The following is a 21,853-nucleotide window of genomic DNA, read 5'->3' as shown; positions in this document are numbered from 1 at the left end:
CAGTGGTTGGAGTTACGCTTCGACTGCCAGCGGGTGGGCGGCAAACCAGGCCTGGGCCTGTTCGGGGATGACCCCTATGCCTTGGAATGTCTTGACCCGCAGGCCACGCTCGTCACCTCGGTGATAGAGGGCACGGGCGCAGCGATCGATGAAAAGGTGACGTTGCAACAAGCGGCTCAATACCGCCGTGTGGCCAAAGGGAGCGACCCCAGTCGTTGAGCCAGAGCCGCTCGCCGCTGTTCCAGTCCTCCTGGGTCAGTTCCAACGGAGACTGGCGCAAGTAACGTTGCTCTGCCGCCTCGTCGAGATTGAGCCAGGACAGGTAGAACACCGGCTTGCCGTGCTCGGAGCCGAGCACGAACTGGCGATGCTTGAGCGCCGGCAACAGCAACGTCGGCAAGGTGTGCAACGGCGCATCGCGATGGGCCTTGGAGTGCATCCACAACCAGGTGGCGGAGCCGAACACCGCGGCTTCGCTCCAAGGTTCGTCGATCAGGCCAGGAGCGATAATGTCTAGCGTCTCGAACTGCATGGGATCACCTCAGAATGACCAGATGACGGTGAACGCGCTGGTCACGTTGGCCGTCTCGAAACCATCGGGCTTCTTCAACGGCGTACCCACCGACCAGTCATAGGACAGGCCCTTGTAACCGCCGCGTATACCCACCACGGCCCCCGCCAGGCGCTGGCCGATCAGGAATTCACTGGATTGGCCGCTGACCTCGCCATAGTCGATACCGGTATAGAGTTCCTGGCCGGTCTGCCCCAGGGACAGGCCGATTTCGTTGCGCAGGGTCCAGCCACGGTCGGCGGAAAGAATGTTTTCGCCATCGAAGCCCCGCACGCTGTAGCGTCCGCCGATGGAGAAGCGATCCTGGGGCACCAGCGGCGTACGGTTCCATTGCGCACGCCAGCCGCCGATGTAGCGCAGGCGCTGATCGCCGACCTGGAACGGCACCTGCAATTGGGCATCGGCGGTGATGATCTGCGAGCGTGACGTACCGGCGTCAAAATCTTCTTCGGGCGCCCTGAGCGCATCATGGGCACCGGTGCCGCGACGATAGGCGACGCCCAAATCAAGAATCGAAGCGCCAATGAACTCCCGATGGTCCAACCCCAATTGCCAGCCGGCCATGCGGCGTTTCTGGTTGCCGACTTCGGTGTCGTCGATAAAATTCTCCGACGAGCGCGTCCACAGGCTGCCCCAGGCGGTGGTCTTGCGAACGGCGTCGCGGTACAGCAGGCGTGACAGGCGCAACTCGTTGTTACGACTCTCGCCGCGATACTGATAGGTCTGATTGGCGCCGGCGACAGACTGTTCGTAGTTGTATTCACTGTTGGTGAACCCCAACTGCCAGTAGCCGAACGGCAGCGAATAATGCACGGTGCGGCCATCGGAGCCGCGGTGCCCGGACTCGCCGCCGCCCAGGTCATGGTTGACGCTGGCGTAGAACAAATCGTTGAGCGACAGCAGGTTGTCCAAGGACAGCGATACGTTGCCCTGGTATTTGCCAGTGGTCTTGCTGCCCGAATTGTCCACCGACAGGCTTACACGGGCGGGGAAGCGCTGGCTCCAGGCGATCACCACGTCGCTCTCACCGGGCCTGGCGTCGGCGGCACGGGCTGGCGCGATCTTGATATCGGCCTCAGCGGTCGGCACGCGCTTGAAGTTCTCCAGCGCCTGTTCGATGTCGCGCAAGTTGAGCAGATCGCCAGGATTGGCTGGCATCGCATTCCAGGCATTGGCGCGGGAACGGGTGCCCTCCTCGAAACGAATCTCGCGAATGCGCCCTGGCACCAGGGTCAATACCAGCACCCCACTGTTCAAGTCCTGGGCTTCGGCGAGTACGCGAGTGGTGACGTAGCCGGCCTCGATGATCGCATTCTGCATGCGCTTCATCGTCAGGTTGATCCCGCCGCCACCGAGGCAACGACCAATGGCGGGATCATCCTTGGGATTGGCGGCGCGCAACGCCCACTGGAATTCTTCCGACGCCTCGCCGATCAGGCGGATGTCATTGATGGCAAAGCAGGGACTTTCCTTGGTGGGCAAGCGCTCGGCACCTTCATCCACGGGGGCTGCCTGCAGGCGCACGTCCGGCCGGGACTCCAACTGATCGCGCAAAACCCGTTCGCGCTCTTGCTGACGCAGCAGTTCTTCTTCAGGTCCAGCCGCCTGCGCAGTGCTCCACGCCCCCGTCATCCAGGCCACCATCAGCAGCAGCGCGAGACGCTTGGCGTTTTGTGCAGATGAGCGGGTTCCGTCAGCACAACGGCGAGGGCTGCTCGGTTTACACGTTCGGCAGGTTGCGGCTGGCTGCATGTCACATCCTTGTGGCTTGAATCGAAGACACGGTGGATCAGTTCCGCTGAACGCGGATTGGCACTGACATAGATAAAAAGAGGTATTTATTCCACCGATAACGAAGGAAAAGTCCTACAACTTACCGAGACGGTCTGATAGCAGAGGGAGGAGAAAGTTTCGCGGTATCGAAACAGGTTCGATACCAATGGGTAAAAATGGGCGGTCGATCACAGCCTGAGGCATTGAGGCGCTGAACAAGGCAGTGAACGGCACGCTCAAGCCGAGCCTGGTCGTTCGGGGGATGGGGTGCAAGCAGGAAAAGTTAGCGGCAATTGCGCTAACCCACTGTTTATAATGGTGTCCCAGGGCAGGTTCGAACTGCCAACCTTCCCCTTAGGAGGGGGATGCTCTATCCAATTGAGCTACTGAGACACGAGTCGACCACGAGAAACGTGGTGCGCGGAACGGCGTGCATGTTAACGACCTACCCTGCGTTTGTCATGTCGTCCCTGTTTTTAAGTGTAGGCAAATGGTACTGACCGGGGGAGGCTGATAAGGCCTAGCGGCTAGTTCCGGCGGCCATTCATCTGCCCCTGGTCTGTTCATCCTAGTAAATCGGCCATTTGCCACTATCCTGTACAAGACAGGGACGACTAGCGTTTTGGTCCATTTGCGTTATCCGCCAGACGGTATGGCACATCGACACGATCCGACGGTCACAGAATGCGAACCTGTTGTTTTTTTCCAACCAGTCCGCATTTTTTGATGAAAGGTGCTGGCATAACGCCTTTACCCGGATCAGAATTTGTCACAGAATTGGCGCCAATGATCTGGCAATTTTGAGGCATGATGCGGGCCTCTTAACAATTCAGGTTGAACATTTGGCAGTGGAGCTTGTCCTATCGACATCCTGCGGCCAATCCCGAGAACCGCTCCCCTGAACTAACCGGTTAAATAAATATGCGCCCAATGACAAAGGCAATTTATTCCAGCCGTACGGCTGACAAGTTCGTCGTACGTCTGCCAGACGGAATGCGGGAACGCATTGCCGAGGTGGCTCGTAATCATCATCGCAGCATGAACTCCGAAATCATTGCGCGCCTGGAGCAAAGCCTGATTCAGGAAGGTGCACTGGGTGAAGAGCTAAGCATGCGCCTGGACAGCCCGGAGCTGTCTTTGCATGAGCGCGAGTTGCTTCAACGCTTCCGACAACTCTCCCACCGCCAGCAGAACGCCCTCGTTTCGCTGATTGACCATAGCTCGGAAATAGCAGCAGAAGCGTCCTGATCCTGCCAATCCCTTCAAGCCAGCCTTGTGCTGGCTTTTTTCTGCCTGGCGTTTGGCCCAGACCTGCATTTGGAACGTCATCGAAGCCAACAGCCCACTGCTCAATGGCAGGGGTGCTAAATTGATCAGTCAACAACAGAGGCCTGGAGGCCTGCATGACAGGTCATGCATTCAAGGTTCGAAGAATCACAGGGCTGGGCGTGGAAATCGTCGAGGCCGATTCGGATCGAACGTTTGCCCGGCATATGCACGAACACTTTGGCATTGGCTTGCTTGTGCGTGGGGCGCAACGCTCAGCCAGCGGCCGAGGCCCGGTAGAGGCGACTGCAGGTGATCTTATATCGGTCAATCCGGCCGAAGTGCATGACGGCGCGCCCGTCGGAGACGGAACGCGTCGCTGGCAGATGCTGTATTTCGACCCACCGCTGATCGCGCAGACATTCGAGGATATGACCAAGGAAGGGGGCGTCTGCGCCAGTGAGTTCGCTTATCCGGTGCTGCAAAGCCCGCCTGCGGCCCAACTGTTCAGCATCCTGTATCGAACAATTGCTCAAGCCGAGGTGGTTGGCGATCACCTGAAAATCGAAGAGACGCTGGCGCTTTTGCTCGAACACTTGCTGGACCGCCCCATGCCGGTATCGTCTTTGCCGGAATCAGCGGCAAACCGTGCGAAAGCCATGATCGACGACGATCCGCAGTCGCCGATGTCGCTTGCCTTGCTCGCCAGGGAGGCCGATTTAAGCCGCTTTCAGCTCGTACGCGCCTTCACCCGCCTGACCGGATTGACGCCCCACGCCTATCTGCTGCAACGACGCATTCAGCGAGCCCGGCACCTGATCGCTGCGGGCATGCCGCTGGCCGATGCATCCCTTGCCAGTGGTTTTGCAGACCAGAGCCATATGACCCGATGCTTCGTGCGCAGCTTTGGGTTCTCACCCGGCATGTACGCACGACATGGACGCTAGCGTCCTGCAATTTCATTCAAGATCCCCCTTCTCATGACAGGCAGGCTGGAGCCTTCATCACTCCAAGGACGCGCTGCATGAACCTCGAATTTCTTCTCACATCCCTGATCGTGGTGGCCTCGCCTGGCACCGGTGTGGTCTATACGGTAGCGGCCGGCCTGGCCCAGGGCTGGCGCGCAAGCGTGGTAGCCGCACTCGGTTGCACCCTGGGGGTCGTGCCACACATGCTGGCAGCCATCACAGGTCTCGCGGCGCTGTTGCACGCCAGCTCGCTGGCCTTTGAAGTCGTCAAGTATCTTGGCGTCGCTTACCTGCTCTGGATGGCATGGAGCTCGCTCCAGCGTCATGGAGCATTGCACATTGATCCGGACAAGACGCCACGCTCCAATGGCGCGGTGATTGTTTCGGGCATTTTGCTCAACCTGCTGAATCCAAAACTGTCGATTTTTTTCCTGGCTTTTCTGCCGCAATTTCTTGCGCCAGGAGAAACGAATGCCATGGGGCGCATGCTGCTGTTGAGCTTCGTTTTTATGGCGATCACCTTTGCTATCTTCGCCCTCTATGGTGTGTTCTGTGCATCGATGCGCCGGCATGTTCTGGAGCGTCCATCCGTGTTGCAGTGGATACGCCGCCTATTTTCGGCAGCCTTTGTGTTGCTGGCTGCGCGACTGGCGGTGATGCGGTGATGCGGTGATGCAGTGATGCAGTGATGCAGTGATGCAGTGATGCAGTGATGCACAGAGGATTTTGCGTGATAAAAAACCGGTAAGCAGGCTAGTGCTTGGAGATTTTGATCTAGCGTTCTGGGGGCTGGGTTGGTGTGCATATCCGTTTCTTCGGTAACGGCTGCTTATGGTTCCGCCCTGACGGCGGGTCACTTTCGAAAAGCCCGGAAGCCGGCCCAGTCGAAAGTAACCAAAGCGCTTTTGCCCCACCACTCGGTGCCTCGCTTAGGCTCGGCATGCCTGAACGAAGGCATTGCTCCGTGGGCCCGCCGCGATAGCGGTGGTTCAGTCACATGGATGTTGGGCTGACGGGCCTCATCGCGAGCAAGCTCGCTCCCACAGATTTTTGTGTTGTGCGCACATGTTGTGAACATCTGCTGCCCCCTGTGGGAGCGAGCTTGCTCGCGATAGCGGTTGTGCCGTTGCATAGCGGCTGGATCTGCCGGTGGCTCTTGATTTCGACGCCCCGGCAATCAAAAGAAACCCCAAAAAAACGGCGCTTTCCATTTCTGAAGGAAGCACCGTTTTTTAAGTGGAAGTATTACGCCAAACAGGCGGGTTTCTTGTGGACGATCAGAGCAGGAAAATCGTCGCCAATCCCAGGAAAATGAAGAACCCGCCGCTGTCGGTCACAGCGGTAATCATGACGCTGGCACCCATGGCAGGATCACGCCCCATGCGGGCCAGGGTCATGGGGATCAGGACCCCCATCAATGCCGCCAGCAACAGGTTGAGCGTCATGGCGGCCGTCATGACCACCCCCAGTGACCAGCTGCCATAAAGCAGGTAAGCCACCACGCCAATCACCCCTCCCCAAATCACGCCGTTGATCAAGGAGACAGCCAGTTCCTTGCGCATCAATCGCGATGTATTGCCGGTGCTGACCTGGTCCAGTGCCATGGCACGGACGATCATGGTGATGGTCTGGTTACCGGAGTTGCCACCGATGCCGGCGACGATGGGCATCAGCGCCGCGAGCGCCACCAGCTTCTCGATGGAGCCTTCGAACAGGCCGATGACCCGGGAAGCGACAAACGCCGTGATCAGGTTGATCGCCAGCCAGGCCCAGCGGTTACGCAAGGACTTCCAGACCGAAGCGAAGATGTCTTCTTCTTCGCGCAGACCGGCCATGTTGAGGACTTCGCTTTCGCTTTCCTCACGAATCAAATCGACCATTTCATCGATGGTCAGACGGCCGATCAGCTTGCCGTTCTTGTCGACCACCGGCGCAGAAATCAAGTCATAACGCTCGAATGCCTGGGCCGCATCGTAGGCGTCTTCGTCTGGGTGAAAACTCACCGGGTCGCTGGCCATGACCTCGGCCACTTGCTTTTCCGGGTCGTTGACGAGCAAACGCTTGATGGGCAGCACGCCCTTGAGCACGCCGTCGTAGTCGACCACGAACAGCTTGTCGGTATGGCCGGGCAGTTCCTTGAGGCGACGCAGGTAACGCAAGACCACTTCAAGACTGACATCCTCGCGGATTGTCACCATCTCGAAGTCCATCAACGCACCGACCTGCTCCTCGTCATAGGACAACGCCGAGCGCACACGCTCACGCTGCTGGCCGTCGAGGGCTTCCATCAGTTCGTGGACAACGTCCCGTGGCAGTTCGGGTGCAAGGTCTGCGAGTTCGTCGGCGTCCATTTCCTTGGCCGCCGCCAGCAACTCGTGATCATCCATGTCGGCGATCAGGGTTTCGCGAACCGAGTCCGACACTTCGAGCAGGATGTCACCGTCGCGATCAGCCTTGACCAACTGCCAGACCGTCAGACGCTCTTCCAGGGGCAAGGCTTCAAGAATGTAGGCGACGTCGGCAGAGTGCAGGTCATCGAGCTTGCGTTGCAGCTCGACGAGATTCTGCCGGTGGACCAGGCTCTCGACCCGATCATGATTCGGACCTTCCTGGCGATGCGTCAGGTCTTCGACGACCCGCTGGCGCTGCAGCAGCTCAACGACTTGAGCGAGACGATCCTGAAGGCTTTCCTGCGTTTTTTTTACTTCTACTTGGGTCATAGGCGAACTCCACTCCCAGCAGTGGAGCACGCCGGAAGGATCAATCAGTTAATTCATGATTGGCAAAACTAGATATTGAGTAACTACTGGGTAAGTCCATGGAGATATTCCAAAGCCCCGGCGGGGCTGACGGGCGCAATCATACACCGCTTGACGCTTTAAAACGCTAAAAAATCATGGCAAGAACAAGCGCTTGCGAGACAAACCTGAACGCAGGCTGAACCTTCCCCTTTACGACGACTTATCCGGAAAAGAAAACACACGCCCCGGCAGAAATGCAGCGACTACCCTCTTCTCCTGCACCGCCAAGGAGGACGATCGGATGCCCATCAGCCACTACTTGTTCCTACTCGCCAGCCTGCCCTGCCTGCCCGTGTGGGCCGCCGGGCAGACCGTGCATCGCTGCGAAAGTAGCGCGGGGCACGTAACATTCACTACCTTGAGCTGCGGCCCGGGAGAAGCCCTGTCACTCCAGCAGATCCACCCGTACAGCCCAGGTTCGAGTGAGCCGGCGACCGAGGCGATGCTGCCCGAAGCGGAGCGTTGGCAAACATCCGGCAACACAACCACACGCAAGGCACTGACCGTGGTTGGCGAATTCCAAGACCGCTGCGGGAACCTTATCGATGCCAGGCAACGCCGCGATGCCATCCTGGAACGACGAATCGTCGCCGGCATGAGCCAACAGGACGTCGAGAGCGCCCTGGGCAAGCCAGACTCAATCAAGATTCGGAATTTGAGTACACGATATACCTACAAGGCGAAGAAAGGTCGCAGCGCAGAGGTCGTGTTCGATGAAAGGGGGTGCGTGAAAGGCAAATCGTAGACAGCAAAAAGCCCGCGTTAAACGCGGGCTTTTTGGTGTTTGGTGCACTCGACAGGATTCGAACCTGTGACCGCTCGGTTCGTAGCCGAGTACTCTATCCAGCTGAGCTACGAGTGCATGCTGTGGTTTTATACCAGATCACAACTGGTTGAAGCCAAGTTATTTGCATTGCTGCAAATGACTCTTAAATGGTGCACTCGACAGGATTCGAACCTGTGACCGCTCGGTTCGTAGCCGAGTACTCTATCCAGCTGAGCTACGAGTGCATTTGTTGCCGCGCATTATAGGTCGTCAAATCCTTTTGTAAAGCGCTTTTTTTCAGTAATTTCAATCACTTACTGAACAAGCCAGGTTTTGACGCACTAAACGAATAATGGCGGAGAACGGGGGATTCGAACCCCCGACACCCTTTTGAGGTGTACTCCCTTAGCAGGGGAGCGCCTTCGGCCACTCGGCCAGCTCTCCGCAACACGGGGCGTATATTAACCACCTTCATCCCCGTTTGCAAACATAAAAATCGATAAAAATTAATGGCTTGGTTCGTCGTCCTTCTCTTTCTTGATACGCAGGTAAATTTCCTCCCGGTGTACAGCAACCTCTTTCGGGGCGTTGACGCCGATACGCACTTGGTTTCCTTTGACGCCGAGCACGGTCACGGTGATTTCGCCATCGCCAATAATCAGGCTTTCTGCACACCGACGGGTCAGAATCAGCATACCTTTCTCCTCACGCAATTCACTTAAGGGACAACAGTCTGCAAAAAAAAGGCATTGGACCTACAACCGAAACGGTCGAAGCCTACAGGCCTAGTATTGACCAGCGCGGGCAAAAGAACAGTTTTGGGACGCGCCATTCAGAAAAACAAAGGGCGCGGTCCAGCCGCGCCCTCAAGACAACGCTTTACTCGCCCGGTTGGACAGCAGCGTCGAGTTCGAAAGCCGTGTGCAGGGCGCGCACGGCCAGTTCCAGGTACTTCTCTTCGATGACCACGGAAACCTTGATTTCCGAGGTAGAAATCATCTGGATGTTGATACTTTCCTTGGCCAGGGATTCGAACATGCGGCTGGCTACACCTGCGTGGGAACGCATGCCGACACCGACGATCGAGACCTTGGCGATCTTGGTATCACCCACCACTTCCCGGGCACCGATCTCGCCAGCGGTCTTTTTCAGGATCGCTTCGGCAGACTGGTAGTCGTTGCGGTGCACGGTGAAGGTGAAGTCGGTGGTGTTATCGTGCGACACGTTCTGCACGATCATGTCGACTTCGATGTTCGCGGCACTGATCGGACCGAGAATCTTGAACGCCACGCCGGGGGTGTCTGGCACGCCACGGATGGTCAGCTTGGCTTCATCGCGGTTGAAAGCGATGCCGGAAATGATCGGCTGTTCCATGGATTCCTCTTCATCGATAGTAATGAGGGTGCCCGGACCCTCTTTGAAGCTGTGCAGAACGCGCAGCGGAACGTTGTACTTGCCGGCGAATTCAACCGCCCGGATCTGCAACACCTTCGAGCCGAGACTGGCCATTTCGAGCATTTCTTCGAACGTGATCTTGTCCAGGCGCTGAGCCACAGGCACGACCCGCGGGTCGGTGGTGTAGACACCGTCCACGTCGGTGTAGATCTGGCACTCGTCAGCCTTGAGAGCCGCTGCCAGCGCTACGCCCGTGGTGTCGGAACCACCACGGCCGAGGGTGGTGATGTTGCCCTGCTCGTCCACGCCCTGGAAACCGGCGACGACCACGACACGGCCAGCCTTCAGGTCGCCGCGAATCTTCTGGTCATCGATCTGCAGGATACGCGCTTTGTTGTGCGCGCTGTCCGTCAGAATACGCACCTGGTTGCCGGTGTAGGACACCGCTGGCACACCACGCTTGATCAGCGCCATGGCCAACAAGGCGATGGTCACCTGCTCGCCGGTGGAAACGATCACGTCCAGCTCACGGGGAACCGGTTGCTGGTCGCCGCTGATTTGCTTGGCCAGATCGATCAGACGGTTGGTCTCGCCGCTCATTGCCGACAACACAACCACCAGGTCATCGCCCGCTTCACGGAATTTCTTAACCTTGTCGGCGACTTGTTCGATTCTCTCGACAGTGCCGACCGAGGTGCCTCCAAATTTCTGTACGATCAAAGCCATTTCAAAGCCGCCTCTGCCCATGAAGGGCGCCCAATAATCACTCAAACAGCGGCTGGGCTCGTCACTAGACCACGAGCCCGCGACGCTGCCTTAAATACCCTGCTCTACGAATGCAACGGTCTGGGCCAGTGCCGCGTCCAGTGCGCCGACGTCGGTACCGCCGCCTTGCGCCATGTCCGGACGACCACCGCCCTTGCCGCCCACTGCCGCAGCGGCCTGCTTCATCAAATCACCGGCTTTGAGTTGGCCAGTCAGGTCTTTGGTCACGCCTGCGACGAGAACGACCTTTTCCTCATGGACACTGCCGAGCAGGATCACTGCGCGGCCGAGTTTGTTTTTCAATTGATCGACCAGCGCCAGCAGCGCCTTGCCATCCTGACCGTCCACACGCACGGCCAACACGTTCACGCCCTTTACATCCACGGCCTGGGCCGACAGATCGTCGCCCGCGGCGCTGGCAGCCTTGGCCTGCAACTGCTCGAGTTGCTTTTCCAGCAGGCGGTTGCGCTCCAGCACTGCCGACAGCTTGTCGATCAGGTTGTCGCGGCTGCCCCGGATCAGGGTTGCCGCTTCCTTGAGTTGTTCTTCGGCCGCGTTGAGGTACGCCAGGGCCGCAGCACCGGTGACCGCTTCGATCCGACGCACGCCGGAGGCCACGCCACCTTCACTGATGATTTTCATCAAACCGATATCGCCAGTCCGGTTGGCGTGGATGCCACCGCACAGCTCAACGGAGAAGTCGCCCATGCTCAGCACACGCACGCTGTCGCCGTATTTCTCGCCGAACAACGCCATCGCGCCTTTGCGCTTTGCAGTCTCGATGTCGGTTTCTTCGGTTTCCACCGGGGAGTTCTTGCGAATCTCGGCGTTGACGATGTCTTCCAGCGCCTTGAGTTGCTCAGGCTTAATGGCTTCGAAATGGCTGAAGTCAAAGCGCAGGCGCTGACTGTCCACCAACGAGCCCTTCTGCTGGACATGCTCGCCCAGCACCTGGCGCAACGCTGCGTGCAGCAAGTGCGTGGCGGAGTGGTTCAGCGACGTGGCATGGCGAACCTCGGCGTCGACATGGGCGGCCACCGGAGCGGCAATCATCAAGCTGCCCGACGCCAGCACCCCGTGGTGCAGGAACGCACCACCGGTCTTGGTGGTGTCACGCACGTCGAAACGCGAGCTGCCCGCCTGCAGGTAACCGCTGTCGCCGATCTGGCCGCCGGATTCGGCGTAGAACGGGGTCTTGTCCAGCACGATCACGCCTTCCTGGCCTTCGCTCAGGATGTCGACCGATTGCCCGTCCTTATAGATGGCGACAATCTTGGCCGAGCCGGTGGTGCCGGCATAACCGGTGAACTCGGTGGCCACGTCAACCTTGACCAGACTGTTGTAGTCCATGCCAAAGGAGCTGGCGGAACGCGCACGCACCCGCTGGGCTTCCATCTCGCGCTCGAACCCTTCCTCGTCGAGGGTCAAGTTGCGTTCGCGGGCGATGTCGCCGGTCAGGTCCATCGGGAAACCGTAGGTGTCGTACAGCTTGAACACCACGTCGCCCGGGACCACGTTGCCCTTGAGTTCGGCCAGGTCCTGCTCGAGGATCTTCAGGCCTTGCTCCAGGGTCTTGGCGAATTGCTCTTCTTCAGCCTTGAGCACGCGTTCGATGTGCGCCTGCTGGGACTTGAGCTCCGGGAAGGCGTCGCCCATCTCGGCCGCCAATGCCGCGACGATCTGATAGAAGAAGCTGCCCTTGGCGCCCAGTTTGTTACCGTGACGGCAGGCGCGACGGATGATCCGACGCAGCACATAGCCGCGACCTTCGTTGGAAGGCAGCACACCGTCGGCAATCAGGAAGCCGCAGGAACGGATGTGGTCAGCAACCACTTTCAGCGAAGCCTGGTTGTCGTTGGTGCAACCGATGGCCTTGGCCGACGCGCTCAGCAGGCTCTGGAACAGGTCGATTTCGTAGTTGGAATGAACGTGCTGCAGCACCGCACTGATCCGCTCCAGGCCCATGCCGGTGTCCACCGACGGCGCTGGCAGCGGATGCAACACGCCATCGGCGGTGCGGTTGAACTGCATGAACACGTTGTTCCAGATCTCGATGTAGCGGTCGCCGTCTTCTTCCGGCGAGCCGGGTGGGCCGCCCCAGATGTCGGCGCCGTGATCGTAGAAGATCTCGGTGCATGGGCCGCATGGGCCGGTGTCGCCCATGGTCCAGAAGTTGTCGGAGGCGTAAGGCGCACCTTTATTGTCACCAATACGCACCATGCGCTCTGCCGGGACGCCGACCTCTTTGGTCCAGATGTCATAGGCTTCGTCATCGGTGGCGTAGACCGTTACCCAAAGCTTTTCCTTGGGCAGGTTCAGCCACTTGTCGGACGTCAGGAAGGTCCAGGCGAAGGTGATGGCGTCGCGCTTGAAATAGTCGCCGAAGCTGAAGTTACCCAGCATTTCGAAGAAGGTGTGGTGACGAGCGGTATAACCGACGTTTTCCAGGTCGTTGTGCTTGCCGCCGGCGCGCACGCATTTCTGGCTGCTCACCGCACGGGTGTAGGCACGTTTTTCCTGACCCAGGAAGCAGTCCTTGAACTGGTTCATCCCCGCGTTGGTGAACAGCAGGGTCGGGTCATTGCCCGGAATCAAAGAGCTGGAGGCTACTCGGGTGTGGCCTTGCTCTTCGAAGAAGCGAAGGAAGGCTTCACGGATTTCTGCGCTTTTCATTAGGTTCTTCCACGGAGGCTGCGGCCAAAGGCCTGTGCAAAACGTCAACAGACGAAGCAACGGCAAAGGGCCGCATTATATCGGCCCTGCGCGTGGGGTACAGCGTGTTTATGCGATAGAAACTGTCAATTGGCCCGGTTGCCAGGTCATTGGCAGGAAAATTCGACGAAAGTGGCGATCACCTGGTCGATTTGCGCCGAGCTTACGTCCATGTGCGTCACCATTCGCAGGCGTGACGCCGCGCTGAGCTTGATGCCCCGTTCATCGGCAAACGCCTTGATCGCCTCGGCCCGCTCGCCCATTTGGACGTAGACCATGTTGGTTTGCACCGGCTCGACCTCGTAGCCCGCCGCACGCAAGCCCTCGGCAAGCCGTTGGGCATTGGCGTGGTCGTCGGCCAGGCGCTGGACCTGATGCTCCAGGGCATACAGCCCCGCGGCCGCGAGAATGCCGGCCTGGCGCATTCCACCCCCGACCATCTTGCGCAGCCGACGGGCCTTGCCGATCAGCTCGACGCTGCCGCACAGGACCGAGCCCACCGGAGCGCCAAGGCCCTTGGACAGGCACACCGACACCGAGTCGAAATGTTGCGTGATTTGCCGGGCATCGACATTCAACTTGACCGCAGCGTTGTACAACCGCGCCCCGTCCAGGTGCAGGGCCAGGCCATGTTCCTGGGTGAAGCGCCGGGCCCGGGCCAGGTATTCCAGAGGCAGCACCTTGCCCTGCATGGTGTTTTCCAGGGCCAGCAGGCGAGTGCGGGCAAAGTGAAAGTCATCGGGCTTGATCGCCGCGGCGACGTGCGCCAGGTCCAGGGAACCGTCCGCCTGCACCTCGAGGGGCTGGGGCTGGATCGAACCGAGCACCGCCGCCCCGCCACCTTCATATTTGTAGGTGTGAGCCTGCTGGCCGACGATGTATTCGTCGCCGCGCTCGCAGTGGGCCATCAACCCCAACAGGTTGCTCATGGTGCCCGTGGGCACGAACAGCGCTGCGGCAAAGCCCAGGCGCGCGGCCAGTTCGGCTTCGAGGCGATTGACAGTCGGATCTTCGCCGTACACATCGTCGCCGGTCGGCGCGCTGGCCATGGCGTCGAGCATGCCGGCGGTAGGTTGGGTGACGGTGTCGCTGCGAAGATCGATAACGCTCATGAATCTGGCCTCGGGTTCTGGTGGGGGAATTCCCTTTCGAAGGGCAATTACTGCGGGCATGGCGCGGAATAATCAAGTCTGATCGACGGAAAGGGCAACACTCCCCTTGTGTGCCGTGGGAGCAAAGCTTGCTCGCGATGGCGTCGGGTCAGACAGTATTGATGTTGACTGACCCACCGCTTTCGCGAGCAAGCTTTGCTCCCACGGCTCGCTCCCACAGGGGGTTATGTGTTAAAAATCCTCCGCTGCCACAAACCATGGCGGCAAAAACGTTCTCAGGGCGGGGTGTAACTCCCCACCGGCGGTAATTGCACGCAACGTGCATAGCCCGCGAGCGCTTGGCGATACACGGCTTTGGCGGTGTAGCGACAAGGTCAGCAGACCCGGTGTGATCCCGGGGCCGACGGTCATAGTCCGGATGAAGAGAGAACGGGATTGGCACCCAAGGGCCGACTGCGACTGTCCGTGCGCGGCGTACCCTCGAATCCCCTTCGATTCATGACGCCCTGTTTTTCACACAAACAGGAACCAGAACATGCAACCCACTGCAATCGACAGCAAAAGCAAAAGTCACCCGGGCGAGCGCGTCGCGTTCATCCAGGCCTGCTGGCACAAGGAAATCGTCGACCAAAGCCGTAAAGGCTTCGTCGCCGAAATGATCAACCAGGGTTATCAGGAAAGCGACATCGACTTCTTCGAAGTTGGCGGCGCCTTCGAGATTCCGCTGCACGCCAAGCTGCTGGCCAAGTCAGGCCGCTACGCCGGCATCGTCGCCGCCGGCCTGGTGGTGGACGGGGGCATCTATCGTCACGAGTTCGTCGCCCAATCGGTGATCAGCGGCCTGATGCAGGTACAGCTGGAAACCGAAGTGCCGGTGTTCTCGGTCGTGCTCACGCCGCATCACTTTCATGCTGGGGAAGAACATCAGAAGTTTTTCTTCGAGCATTTCGTGCACAAGGGCCAGGAAGCGGCGAAGACCTGCGCCGATACCTTGCACAAGACCCGGGCGTTGCGGCGTAGTGAACAGCGGGCGGTAGCGGTCTAAAAGCTGCAAAGAAAACCTGTGGGAGCGAGCTTGCTCGCGATGGCGGAGTGTCAGTCACCTTCAGCATTGACTGATCCACCGCTATCGCGAGCAAGCTCGCTCCCACATTGGTTTGTGGGGGCTTTAAATCAGGTTTTCGTCCGTCGCCGGCACGATCAAAATCCCGGCCCGCAAGCCATTCTTCACCCTGGGGTTCGGGAAGATGATCCGCGCGCCCTCCTCTTCGATCACCCAGCGGGTCTGGGCGATGTCCTCAGCCAGCACATAACCTTTTTCAAGCTCGGAGAAGTTCTCGATATCCGCCGGCAGGTTCAGGCGGAAGCTGTCGCTGTGCTTGATGACTTCCCGCGCCACGCTGAACAGTTGAAGGCCGTCGAGCCCTTCATCCAGCTCCGGCTCGTTGCCTTCGATGATCTGTTGCAGCCGGGTTTCCAGCAGGCTGACGTTGACCCCGTCGTTCTGTCCGAATGGCCGGGCCTTGCCCAGTTCCAGGGTGAAGGACTCGGCGCCGAGCTGATCGTAGGTGTAGGCACTGAAGACGATGGACGGTTTGTTCTGCAGCAACACCGCCTCCATGCCCGCGGCACGCAGGCGCGCCAGTTCACGGCGTGAATGCTGGCGACCTTCTTTCCATGGGTAGAGGGCGAACTGCTCGATCTTCGAGCCTCGAATCGCGGTGTGCAGGTCGTAGTGCAAGCGGCTGCGTTCCGGCCGACTGAAGAAACTGGCAGCCAGCCGCTCCAGTTCACAGGCTCGCAACGCTTCAGGACCGCCGCTCAGTTCATGGCGGCCATTGAACAGCCGGTTGACGTCCTGTTCGACGAAACGCTCACCGCGCCGGATGGCCTCGGGGTTGCCGAACAGGAACAGAATGCGTGCCCGCGGTTTCAGGTCGCCACGGGCAATGTCGTGCAACAGACGGTCGAGCAATTCGATCGGCGCGGTTTCGTTGCCGTGGATACCGGCCGACAGCAGCAGGTCCAGGCCATTATCCCGGGCTTCGGGCGGCTTGACCTCCAGCGCGCCCTCGCTCAACCAGCGCATCCGTACGCCTTCGACAGTCAGTTGAGTCTTCTCCGCCGGTTCACGGCCGGCGAGGGTCAGTTCAAGCAGTTTGCCGAGGGCGAGCATAGCGCGGTTTCCTTAATGGTCGTGGCCGCAATCCGGGCCATGGACATGGTCATCGTCGCCGACGTCCGCCGGTTCCATTTCCAGTTGCAGGCTGACCAGGTTGGTCGCCAATGGACGCAACAACAGGTTGGCGTATTCCTCGTCCCCTTCCTCGACATCGACGCCGATCAGCAGCTGACCGCGGCCGTCCTGCTGGATCCACAACTCCTTGCCTTGCCACATCACCGCGACACGGGTGCAGGAGGTTTCCAGTTGGGTGCCGTCGGTGTCTTCAAGGATCAGTTGCAGGGTATCGCTCATGTCTTTACGTTCTCGTCTGGGGATAAGGCAACGCGCCCTGCTTTGACTGTAGTCAGGTCGCGCGCGCTTTCAATTGATCTGGAAAGGATAAACCGCGCCAAGTTTAAGGATTTGTGTCAATTCATCCAGTGCCGCACGGCATTCGAGCAGCAACTGCGGGTCTGCCAGGTCATTTTCGGTCATGCGGTCGCGGTAGTGGCGCTCGACCCATTGGGTCAGCGAATCGTACAGCGGCGCGGTCATGATAACCCCTGGGTTGACGGCCGCCAGCTCGGTTTCATTGAGGGCCACGCGCAACCTCAGGCAAGCCGGGCCGCCACCGTTCTGCATGCTTTGCTTGAGGTCGAAGACCTTCACTTCGCGGATGACCCCGCCAGCGCCCGTCAGGCCTTGCAAGTAGTGCCAGACGCGTTCGTTGCTGCGGCATTCTTCCGGCACGATCAACAGCATCGAGCCGTCGGGACGCGACAGCAACTGGCTATTGAACAGGTAGGAACGTACCGCATCATCGACGGTGACCGCCGAACGCGGCACGCACACCGATTGAAACTTCCCACCGACCTTGGCGAGTTTGCTGCTCAGTTCGGCCAGCATCTTGTCGGTCTCGAGGAATGCATCCTCGTGATAGAACAACACTTCGCCATTGCCCACCGCGATCACGTCGTTGTGGAACACACCCTGGTCGATCACCGACGGGTTCTGTTGGGCGTACACCACGCCCTCCTCCCTCAGGCCATGCAGGCGGGCAACGGCCTGGGAGGCTTCCAGGGTCTGGCGCGCCGGGTATTTCTGCGGTGCGGGGTAACGGGTGTCGAAGGCACTGCGACCGAAGACGAAGAATTCGACGCCGGCCTCGCCGTAGGCGCGGCAGAAACGGGTGTGGTTGGCCGCGCCTTCGTCGCCGAACTGCGCCACCGCCGGCAAGGCGGCGTGATGGGCGAAGTGCTGCTGGTTGGCGAACATCGCCCCCAGCACGCGACTGGTGGTCGGATGCTCGATGCTGCGGTGGTACTTGCAGTTCAGGTTGGCGGCGGTGAAATGCACGCGGCCATCGGCGGTATCGGCGCTCGGGCTGACCGTGGCGGCGTTGGCCACCCACATGCTGGAAGCCGAGCAACTGGCAACCAGCAGCGGCATCGCTTCTTTCGCGGCCTGTTGGATGACCTGGGCATCGCTGCCGGCAAAGCCCAAGCGGCGCAGGGCCGCCACGTCCGGGCGCTCCTGCGGCGCCAGCACGCCTTGCTGGAAACCCATGTCCATCAGCGCTTTCATTTTCGCCAGGCCCTGCAGCGCCGCTTCCTTGGGGTTGGAGGACTGCTGGCTGTTGCTCTGGGACGCGACGTTGCCGTACGAGAGCCCGCCATAGTTATGGGTCGGCCCCACTAGACCGTCAAAGTTGACTTCATAGGATTTCATCAGCGAGGCTCCACGAGAATCTGTTTTTTTATAGGCATCAAGTAACAACCGCAGCGCGGCCATCGCGAGCAAGCTCGCTCCCACAGGGTTTTGCGCAATCCTTTGTGGGAGCGAGCTTGCTCGCGATTGGGGTTCACACCATGCGCACGCCGGGGGTCAGGGCAGCCGGCATGACAAGGCTTGGTGTCTCCAGGGAAGCCACCGGATACGCGCAATAATCGGCCGCGTAATAAGCACTGGCGCGGTGGTTGCCCGAGGCACCGACACCGCCGAACGGTGCGCTGCTGGCGGCGCCGGTCAGCTGTTTGTTCCAATTGACGATACCGGCGCGGCTCTGCAGCCAGAACTGCTGATAACGCTCCTGGGAATCGGACAGCAACCCGGCGGCCAGGCCATATTGCGTGTTGTTGGCCTCGGTGATTGCCGCTGCGAAATCTTTGTAGCGGATCACTTGCAGCAACGGCCCGAACAGCTCTTCATCAGGACGCTCGGCCACGGCCGTCACGTCCAGGATACCCGGCGTCAGCAATGCCGCCTGGGCCTGGGGTTGGGTCATGGCCAACAGCGGCACGGCGCCTTTGCCCAGCAAATGGTTTTGCGCATCCATCAGCGCCTTCGCCGCGCCCAGGGAAATCACCGAGCCCATGAATGGCGCCGGTTGCTGATCAAAGGCACCGACATCAAGAGTCGAGCTGACCGCCACCAGGCGCGCCAGCAAGGCATCGCCCCAGGCGCCTTCCGGCACCAGCAGGCGGCGCGCACAGGTGCAGCGCTGCCCGGCGGAAATGAAGGCGGACTGGATAATGGTGTAGACCGCCGCATCGACGTCCGCCACCTCATCCACCACCAGTGGGTTGTTACCGCCCATTTCCAGCGCGAGGATCTTGTCCGGGCGCCCGGAAAATTGTTGGTGCAACAGATTGCCGGTGCGGCTGGAGCCGGTGAAGAACAGCCCGTCGATACCCAGGTTCGCCGCCAGGGCGATACCGGTTTCCCGGGCACCTTGCAGCAGGTTCAGCACACCCGCCGGCAGGCCGGCTTCGACCCAGCACTTGACCGTCAGCTCGGCGACTTTCGGCGTCAGCTCGCTCGGCTTGAACAACACGCTGTTGCCGGCCAGCAGCGCAGGCACGATGTGGCCGTTGGGCAAGTGGCCGGGGAAGTTGTAGGGGCCGAACACCGCCACCACACCGTGGGGCTTGTGGCGCAGCACGGCGGTGGCGTCGCCCAGGGGGCCGCTCTTCTCGCCGGTCCGCTCGCGGTAGCTCTGCACCGAAATGGCGACTTTGTTGACCATGCTGGTGACTTCGGTCGCCGCTTCCCACAACGGCTTGCCGGTTTCTTCACCAATGCACTGGGCCAGTTCGTCCGCGTGGCTTTTCAGGGACGCGGCAAAGGCTTCCAGCACCTGGATGCGCTCATCCAGCGAGCGCCGTGCCCAGTCCGGGAACGCCTGGCGCGCGGCCTGCACCGCCGACTCCACTTGCGCCGCCGTGGCGCCGTTGCCCGACCACAACACCTGCTGGGTCACCGGGTTCAACGATTCAAAGAGGTCGCCCTGGCCTTCCAGCCAGCTACCGGCGATGTACAACGAGTTCATCATTTCGACTCCCGGGCAGCGGACAACGCGACGGCACGCACCTGATCGCCGGCGTTGAGTTGAAGACGTTTGGCGGTCAACGGATCGACCACCAGTGTGCCTGCGGCGAAGCGCGCCGGTGCAGCGGTGATGCGGCAGTCTTCGCGCTTGCGGTTATGGATGAGGAACGGCGTGGCGTCATCGCCCGGCGTGCCGATGGCCAGCACCAGCGCCTGGCTGTCGCGAATCGCGCGGATCTTGCCGGTTTCGCATTCCACCGCCGGGCCGGCGTCGAAGATGTCGACGTAACCCTGGTAGCTGAAACCTTCGCTCTTGAGCATCGACAATGCCGGTTCCGTATCCGGATGAACCTGGCCGATCACGGCCCGGGCATCTTCGGACAAGAAACAGGTGTACAGCGGAAACTTGGGCATCAGCTCGGCGATGAACGCCTTGTTGCCCACGCCGGTGAGGTAATCGGCCTGGCTGAATTCCATCTTGAAGAAATGCCGGCCCAGGCTTTCCCAAAACGGCGAACGCCCGCTGTCGTCGGACATGCCGCGCATCTCGGCGATGATTTTATTGCCGAACAGGTTCGGGAATTCGGCGATGAACAGCAGACGGGCCTTGGCCAACATCCGGCCATTGAGGCCACTGCGGAAGTCGGCATGGAGGAACAACGAGCACAGTTCGGAATTGCCGGTCAGGTCGTTGGCCAGGAACAGCGTCGGGATTTCCCGATAGATGTTCAATTCCTGGGAAGCACTGACCGTCAGGCCGACCCGGAAGTTGTACCAGGGCTCACGCAGCCCCACGGCACCAGCGATGGCGGAAATGCCCACCACGCGACCGTCATCGTCTTCGAGCACGAACAGGTAGTCCGCGTCACCGCGCCCGGCTTCGCCGCGAAAGGTCTTCTCGGCCCAGCCGACCCGATGGGCCAGACGCTCTTCATTGGCCGGCAAGGTGGTCAGGCCGGTGCCGGTGCTGCGGGCCAGGGCGATCAGAGCGGGTAAATCGCTGCTGCGTACGGGACGAACGATCATGCTATCTCCTCAAACGGGTCGCTTGCGCCACCCGCGAAACTCAGCGGTAAGGCGTTAAACAGCTACCAGACGCACGCTGGCGCCTTCGCCAACGCCCAAGGCTTCGGCCGCTTCCATGTCCAGGGTCACAGGCTTGCCCGGCGCGTAGTCGAGTTCGAGCAGCACGGCGCGGTAATCCTGCAATTGGGCATTGGCCACCAGGTATTGGCGACCGGCGCCCTTGACCGGTTCGCCGATCTTGACCGGCACCACGCGGCTCTGGGCGATCGAGCGGATCCCCGAGACGCGGGCATGCAGGGTCGGGCCACCGTCGAAGATGTCGATGTAGTGATCGGTCTCGAAACCCTCGCGCATCAGGATGTCGAAGGTGATCTGCGCCCGCGGGTGGACCTGGCCCATGGCTTCCTGGGCGGCGTCCGGCAACAACGGCACGTAGATCGGGTAATGGGGCATCAGCTCGGCGAGGAAGGTACGGCTTTTCAGCCCGCACAAGCGCTCGGCGGCGGCGTAGTTGAGGTCGAAGAAGTTGCGACCGATGGCGTCCCAGAACGGCGAGTCGCCATTCTCATCGCTGTAGCCGACGATCTCGGTCACCACCGAATCGGCGAACCGCTCCGGATGGCTGGCGACGAACAACAGCCGCCCGCGCGAGTTGAGTTCCGACCATGGCGAGCCCACCAGCTCCGGCACCACGTAGAAACTGGTCAGCAAGCTGTTACCGGTCAGGTCGTGGCATTGGGAAAGCACGTGGATCTTGTTGTGGATCTTCAGCTCACGGGAAGCGTGAACGAAGGTCTCGTTGCGAAAGCTGTAGAACGGTTCGGAATAACCGGCCGACGCGACGATGGCCGAGCAGCCGGCCAGTTTGCCGGTCGCGGTGTCTTCAAGGACGAAGAAATAGCTTTCCTCGCCGTTGAAGCTGACTTCGGCGGCAAACGAGGCTTCGCTTGCGGCGATCTTGTCGCTCAGGCGTTCCACGTCATCCGGCAAGGAAGTGACACCGATCGGACTGTCCGCAGCCAGACGCTGTACCTCGCCCAGATCAGCCATTTGCGCGGGGCGCATCACCAGCATGGTGTCACTCCTTAACTTGAAATAAAGGGTTCGACCGTTGGGTCGACACAGAGAAAAAAATACCGGACCTGCCTCCCTATTGACTCAAATGTGGGAGCAGGTTTGTGGGAGCAAAGCTTGCTCGCGATGCAGG

Annotated in this window: 17 protein-coding genes, 4 tRNA genes, 1 pseudogene and 1 riboswitch; of the genes and pseudogenes, 5 read left to right on the top strand and 17 right to left on the bottom strand. The window is 60.1% G+C overall.

Going from position 1 to position 21,853, the window contains the following annotated elements; all coding sequences use genetic code 11:
* Positions 1 to 12 precede the first annotated feature (12 nt).
* The 3 genes and pseudogenes from PSH84_RS03285 to PSH84_RS03275 form a co-directional block, all read right to left on the bottom strand.
* A pseudogene (locus PSH84_RS03285) lies at positions 13 to 532 on the bottom strand (toxin-activating lysine-acyltransferase).
* A 9-nt stretch (positions 533 to 541) separates the two neighbouring features.
* Entirely contained in the window at positions 542 to 2,203 is a 1,662-nt protein-coding gene (locus PSH84_RS03280) for a ShlB/FhaC/HecB family hemolysin secretion/activation protein (protein ID WP_305468146.1), read from the bottom strand.
* A gap of 457 nt (positions 2,204 to 2,660) precedes the next feature.
* Positions 2,661 to 2,737 (bottom strand) — tRNA-Arg (locus PSH84_RS03275).
* A gap of 528 nt (positions 2,738 to 3,265) precedes the next feature.
* On the opposite strand from PSH84_RS03275, the gene PSH84_RS03270 reads away from it, so the two are divergent.
* The 3 genes from PSH84_RS03270 to PSH84_RS03260 all read left to right on the top strand — a co-directional run bounded on the left by PSH84_RS03270 (position 3,266) and on the right by PSH84_RS03260 (position 5,243).
* The gene (locus PSH84_RS03270) at positions 3,266 to 3,592 is read left to right on the top strand and encodes an Arc family DNA-binding protein (protein WP_122569275.1); all 327 of its coding nucleotides are present in this window, start codon (positions 3,266 to 3,268) and stop codon (positions 3,590 to 3,592) included.
* Between the two features lie 155 nt (positions 3,593 to 3,747).
* Positions 3,748 to 4,557, top strand: coding sequence for an AraC family transcriptional regulator (locus PSH84_RS03265; RefSeq protein ID WP_305468148.1), 810 nt, complete (start codon positions 3,748 to 3,750; stop codon positions 4,555 to 4,557).
* 77 nt (positions 4,558 to 4,634) lie between these two features.
* Complete coding sequence (locus tag PSH84_RS03260; protein WP_305468149.1) at positions 4,635 to 5,243, top strand: LysE family translocator; 609 nt, start codon at positions 4,635 to 4,637, stop codon at positions 5,241 to 5,243.
* Between the two features lie 612 nt (positions 5,244 to 5,855).
* Here PSH84_RS03260 and mgtE read toward each other — a convergent pair.
* Positions 5,856 to 7,298, bottom strand: coding sequence for a magnesium transporter (gene mgtE / locus PSH84_RS03255; RefSeq protein ID WP_092441895.1), 1,443 nt, complete (start codon positions 7,296 to 7,298; stop codon positions 5,856 to 5,858).
* A 322-nt stretch (positions 7,299 to 7,620) separates the two neighbouring features.
* Between mgtE and PSH84_RS03250 the strand changes: the two genes are divergently transcribed.
* Positions 7,621 to 8,124 (top strand): cell envelope protein SmpA, encoded by a 504-nt coding sequence (locus PSH84_RS03250; protein ID WP_305468151.1) that lies wholly within the window; start codon positions 7,621 to 7,623, stop codon positions 8,122 to 8,124.
* 40 nt (positions 8,125 to 8,164) lie between these two features.
* Here PSH84_RS03250 and PSH84_RS03245 read toward each other — a convergent pair.
* The 7 genes from PSH84_RS03245 to ltaE form a co-directional block, all read right to left on the bottom strand.
* Positions 8,165 to 8,241, bottom strand: a tRNA-Arg gene (locus PSH84_RS03245).
* 72 nt (positions 8,242 to 8,313) lie between these two features.
* Positions 8,314 to 8,390: transfer RNA gene (locus tag PSH84_RS03240), tRNA-Arg, on the bottom strand.
* A gap of 108 nt (positions 8,391 to 8,498) precedes the next feature.
* Positions 8,499 to 8,589 (bottom strand) — tRNA-Ser (locus tag PSH84_RS03235).
* Between the two features lie 62 nt (positions 8,590 to 8,651).
* Positions 8,652 to 8,840 carry a carbon storage regulator CsrA gene (csrA, locus tag PSH84_RS03230; RefSeq protein WP_003178872.1) on the bottom strand — a complete coding sequence of 63 codons (189 nt, stop codon included), beginning with the start codon at positions 8,838 to 8,840 and terminating at the stop codon, positions 8,652 to 8,654.
* A 184-nt stretch (positions 8,841 to 9,024) separates the two neighbouring features.
* Entirely contained in the window at positions 9,025 to 10,266 is a 1,242-nt protein-coding gene (locus PSH84_RS03225; RefSeq protein WP_122569280.1) for an aspartate kinase, read from the bottom strand.
* Positions 10,267 to 10,356: 90 nt separating this feature from the next.
* Positions 10,357 to 12,978 carry an alanine--tRNA ligase gene (gene alaS / locus PSH84_RS03220; protein WP_305468152.1) on the bottom strand — a complete coding sequence of 874 codons (2,622 nt, stop codon included), beginning with the start codon at positions 12,976 to 12,978 and terminating at the stop codon, positions 10,357 to 10,359.
* A gap of 146 nt (positions 12,979 to 13,124) precedes the next feature.
* On the bottom strand, positions 13,125 to 14,129 hold the full coding sequence (gene ltaE / locus PSH84_RS03215; RefSeq protein ID WP_305468153.1) for a low-specificity L-threonine aldolase: 1,005 nt from the start codon (positions 14,127 to 14,129) through the stop codon (positions 13,125 to 13,127).
* Between the two features lie 267 nt (positions 14,130 to 14,396).
* Positions 14,397 to 14,564, top strand: a riboswitch (FMN riboswitch).
* A 100-nt stretch (positions 14,565 to 14,664) separates the two neighbouring features.
* Here ltaE and PSH84_RS03210 point away from each other — a divergent pair.
* On the top strand, positions 14,665 to 15,174 hold the full coding sequence (locus PSH84_RS03210) for a 6,7-dimethyl-8-ribityllumazine synthase (RefSeq protein ID WP_122569283.1): 510 nt from the start codon (positions 14,665 to 14,667) through the stop codon (positions 15,172 to 15,174).
* Positions 15,175 to 15,297: 123 nt separating this feature from the next.
* Here the strand turns inward: PSH84_RS03210 and astE are convergent, their stop codons facing one another.
* The 6 genes from astE to aruF form a co-directional block, all read right to left on the bottom strand.
* Positions 15,298 to 16,305 carry a succinylglutamate desuccinylase gene (astE, locus tag PSH84_RS03205; protein ID WP_122569284.1) on the bottom strand — a complete coding sequence of 336 codons (1,008 nt, stop codon included), beginning with the start codon at positions 16,303 to 16,305 and terminating at the stop codon, positions 15,298 to 15,300.
* A 12-nt stretch (positions 16,306 to 16,317) separates the two neighbouring features.
* The gene (locus tag PSH84_RS03200; protein WP_003178862.1) at positions 16,318 to 16,605 is read right to left on the bottom strand and encodes a hypothetical protein; all 288 of its coding nucleotides are present in this window, start codon (positions 16,603 to 16,605) and stop codon (positions 16,318 to 16,320) included.
* 69 nt (positions 16,606 to 16,674) lie between these two features.
* Positions 16,675 to 18,021, bottom strand: coding sequence for an N-succinylarginine dihydrolase (astB, locus tag PSH84_RS03195; protein WP_122569285.1), 1,347 nt, complete (start codon positions 18,019 to 18,021; stop codon positions 16,675 to 16,677).
* 133 nt (positions 18,022 to 18,154) lie between these two features.
* Positions 18,155 to 19,624, bottom strand: a complete 1,470-nt coding sequence (astD, locus tag PSH84_RS03190) for a succinylglutamate-semialdehyde dehydrogenase (RefSeq protein WP_305482275.1) — start codon at positions 19,622 to 19,624, stop codon at positions 18,155 to 18,157.
* Entirely contained in the window at positions 19,621 to 20,646 is a 1,026-nt protein-coding gene (gene astA, locus PSH84_RS03185; RefSeq protein WP_122569287.1) for an arginine N-succinyltransferase, read from the bottom strand. The genes astD and astA overlap by 4 nt, the downstream gene beginning before the upstream one ends.
* A gap of 54 nt (positions 20,647 to 20,700) precedes the next feature.
* The gene (gene aruF / locus PSH84_RS03180; RefSeq protein WP_003178851.1) at positions 20,701 to 21,720 is read right to left on the bottom strand and encodes an arginine/ornithine succinyltransferase subunit alpha; all 1,020 of its coding nucleotides are present in this window, start codon (positions 21,718 to 21,720) and stop codon (positions 20,701 to 20,703) included.
* Positions 21,721 to 21,853 lie beyond the last annotated feature (133 nt).

This window comes from Pseudomonas beijingensis, assembly GCF_030687295.1.
Classification (GTDB): Bacteria; Pseudomonadota; Gammaproteobacteria; order Pseudomonadales; family Pseudomonadaceae; genus Aquipseudomonas; species Aquipseudomonas beijingensis.
This window is presented reverse-complemented; position numbering and strand designations above follow the sequence as displayed.

Bases quoted from the DNA above. Each gene is read 5' to 3' on its own strand.
- astA (WP_122569287.1), bottom strand. From the start codon at position 20,646: ATGATCGTTCGTCCCGTACGCAGCAGCGATTTACCCGCTCTGATCGCC.
- PSH84_RS03250 (WP_305468151.1), top strand. From the start codon at position 7,621: ATGCCCATCAGCCACTACTTGTTCCTACTCGCCAGCCTGCCCTGCCTG.
- alaS (WP_305468152.1), bottom strand. From the start codon at position 12,978: ATGAAAAGCGCAGAAATCCGTGAAGCCTTCCTTCGCTTCTTCGAAGAG.
- astB (WP_122569285.1), bottom strand. From the start codon at position 18,021: ATGAAATCCTATGAAGTCAACTTTGACGGTCTAGTGGGGCCGACCCAT.
- PSH84_RS03280 (WP_305468146.1), bottom strand. From the start codon at position 2,203: ATGACGGGGGCGTGGAGCACTGCGCAGGCGGCTGGACCTGAAGAAGAA.
- PSH84_RS03210 (WP_122569283.1), top strand. From the start codon at position 14,665: ATGCAACCCACTGCAATCGACAGCAAAAGCAAAAGTCACCCGGGCGAG.
- PSH84_RS03200 (WP_003178862.1), bottom strand. From the start codon at position 16,605: ATGAGCGATACCCTGCAACTGATCCTTGAAGACACCGACGGCACCCAA.
- PSH84_RS03265 (WP_305468148.1), top strand. From the start codon at position 3,748: ATGACAGGTCATGCATTCAAGGTTCGAAGAATCACAGGGCTGGGCGTG.
- PSH84_RS03270 (WP_122569275.1), top strand. From the start codon at position 3,266: ATGCGCCCAATGACAAAGGCAATTTATTCCAGCCGTACGGCTGACAAG.
- ltaE (WP_305468153.1), bottom strand. From the start codon at position 14,129: ATGAGCGTTATCGATCTTCGCAGCGACACCGTCACCCAACCTACCGCC.
- aruF (WP_003178851.1), bottom strand. From the start codon at position 21,720: ATGCTGGTGATGCGCCCCGCGCAAATGGCTGATCTGGGCGAGGTACAG.
- csrA (WP_003178872.1), bottom strand. From the start codon at position 8,840: ATGCTGATTCTGACCCGTCGGTGTGCAGAAAGCCTGATTATTGGCGAT.
- astD (WP_305482275.1), bottom strand. From the start codon at position 19,624: ATGATGAACTCGTTGTACATCGCCGGTAGCTGGCTGGAAGGCCAGGGC.
- astE (WP_122569284.1), bottom strand. From the start codon at position 16,305: ATGCTCGCCCTCGGCAAACTGCTTGAACTGACCCTCGCCGGCCGTGAA.
- PSH84_RS03225 (WP_122569280.1), bottom strand. From the start codon at position 10,266: ATGGCTTTGATCGTACAGAAATTTGGAGGCACCTCGGTCGGCACTGTC.
- mgtE (WP_092441895.1), bottom strand. From the start codon at position 7,298: ATGACCCAAGTAGAAGTAAAAAAAACGCAGGAAAGCCTTCAGGATCGT.
- PSH84_RS03260 (WP_305468149.1), top strand. From the start codon at position 4,635: ATGAACCTCGAATTTCTTCTCACATCCCTGATCGTGGTGGCCTCGCCT.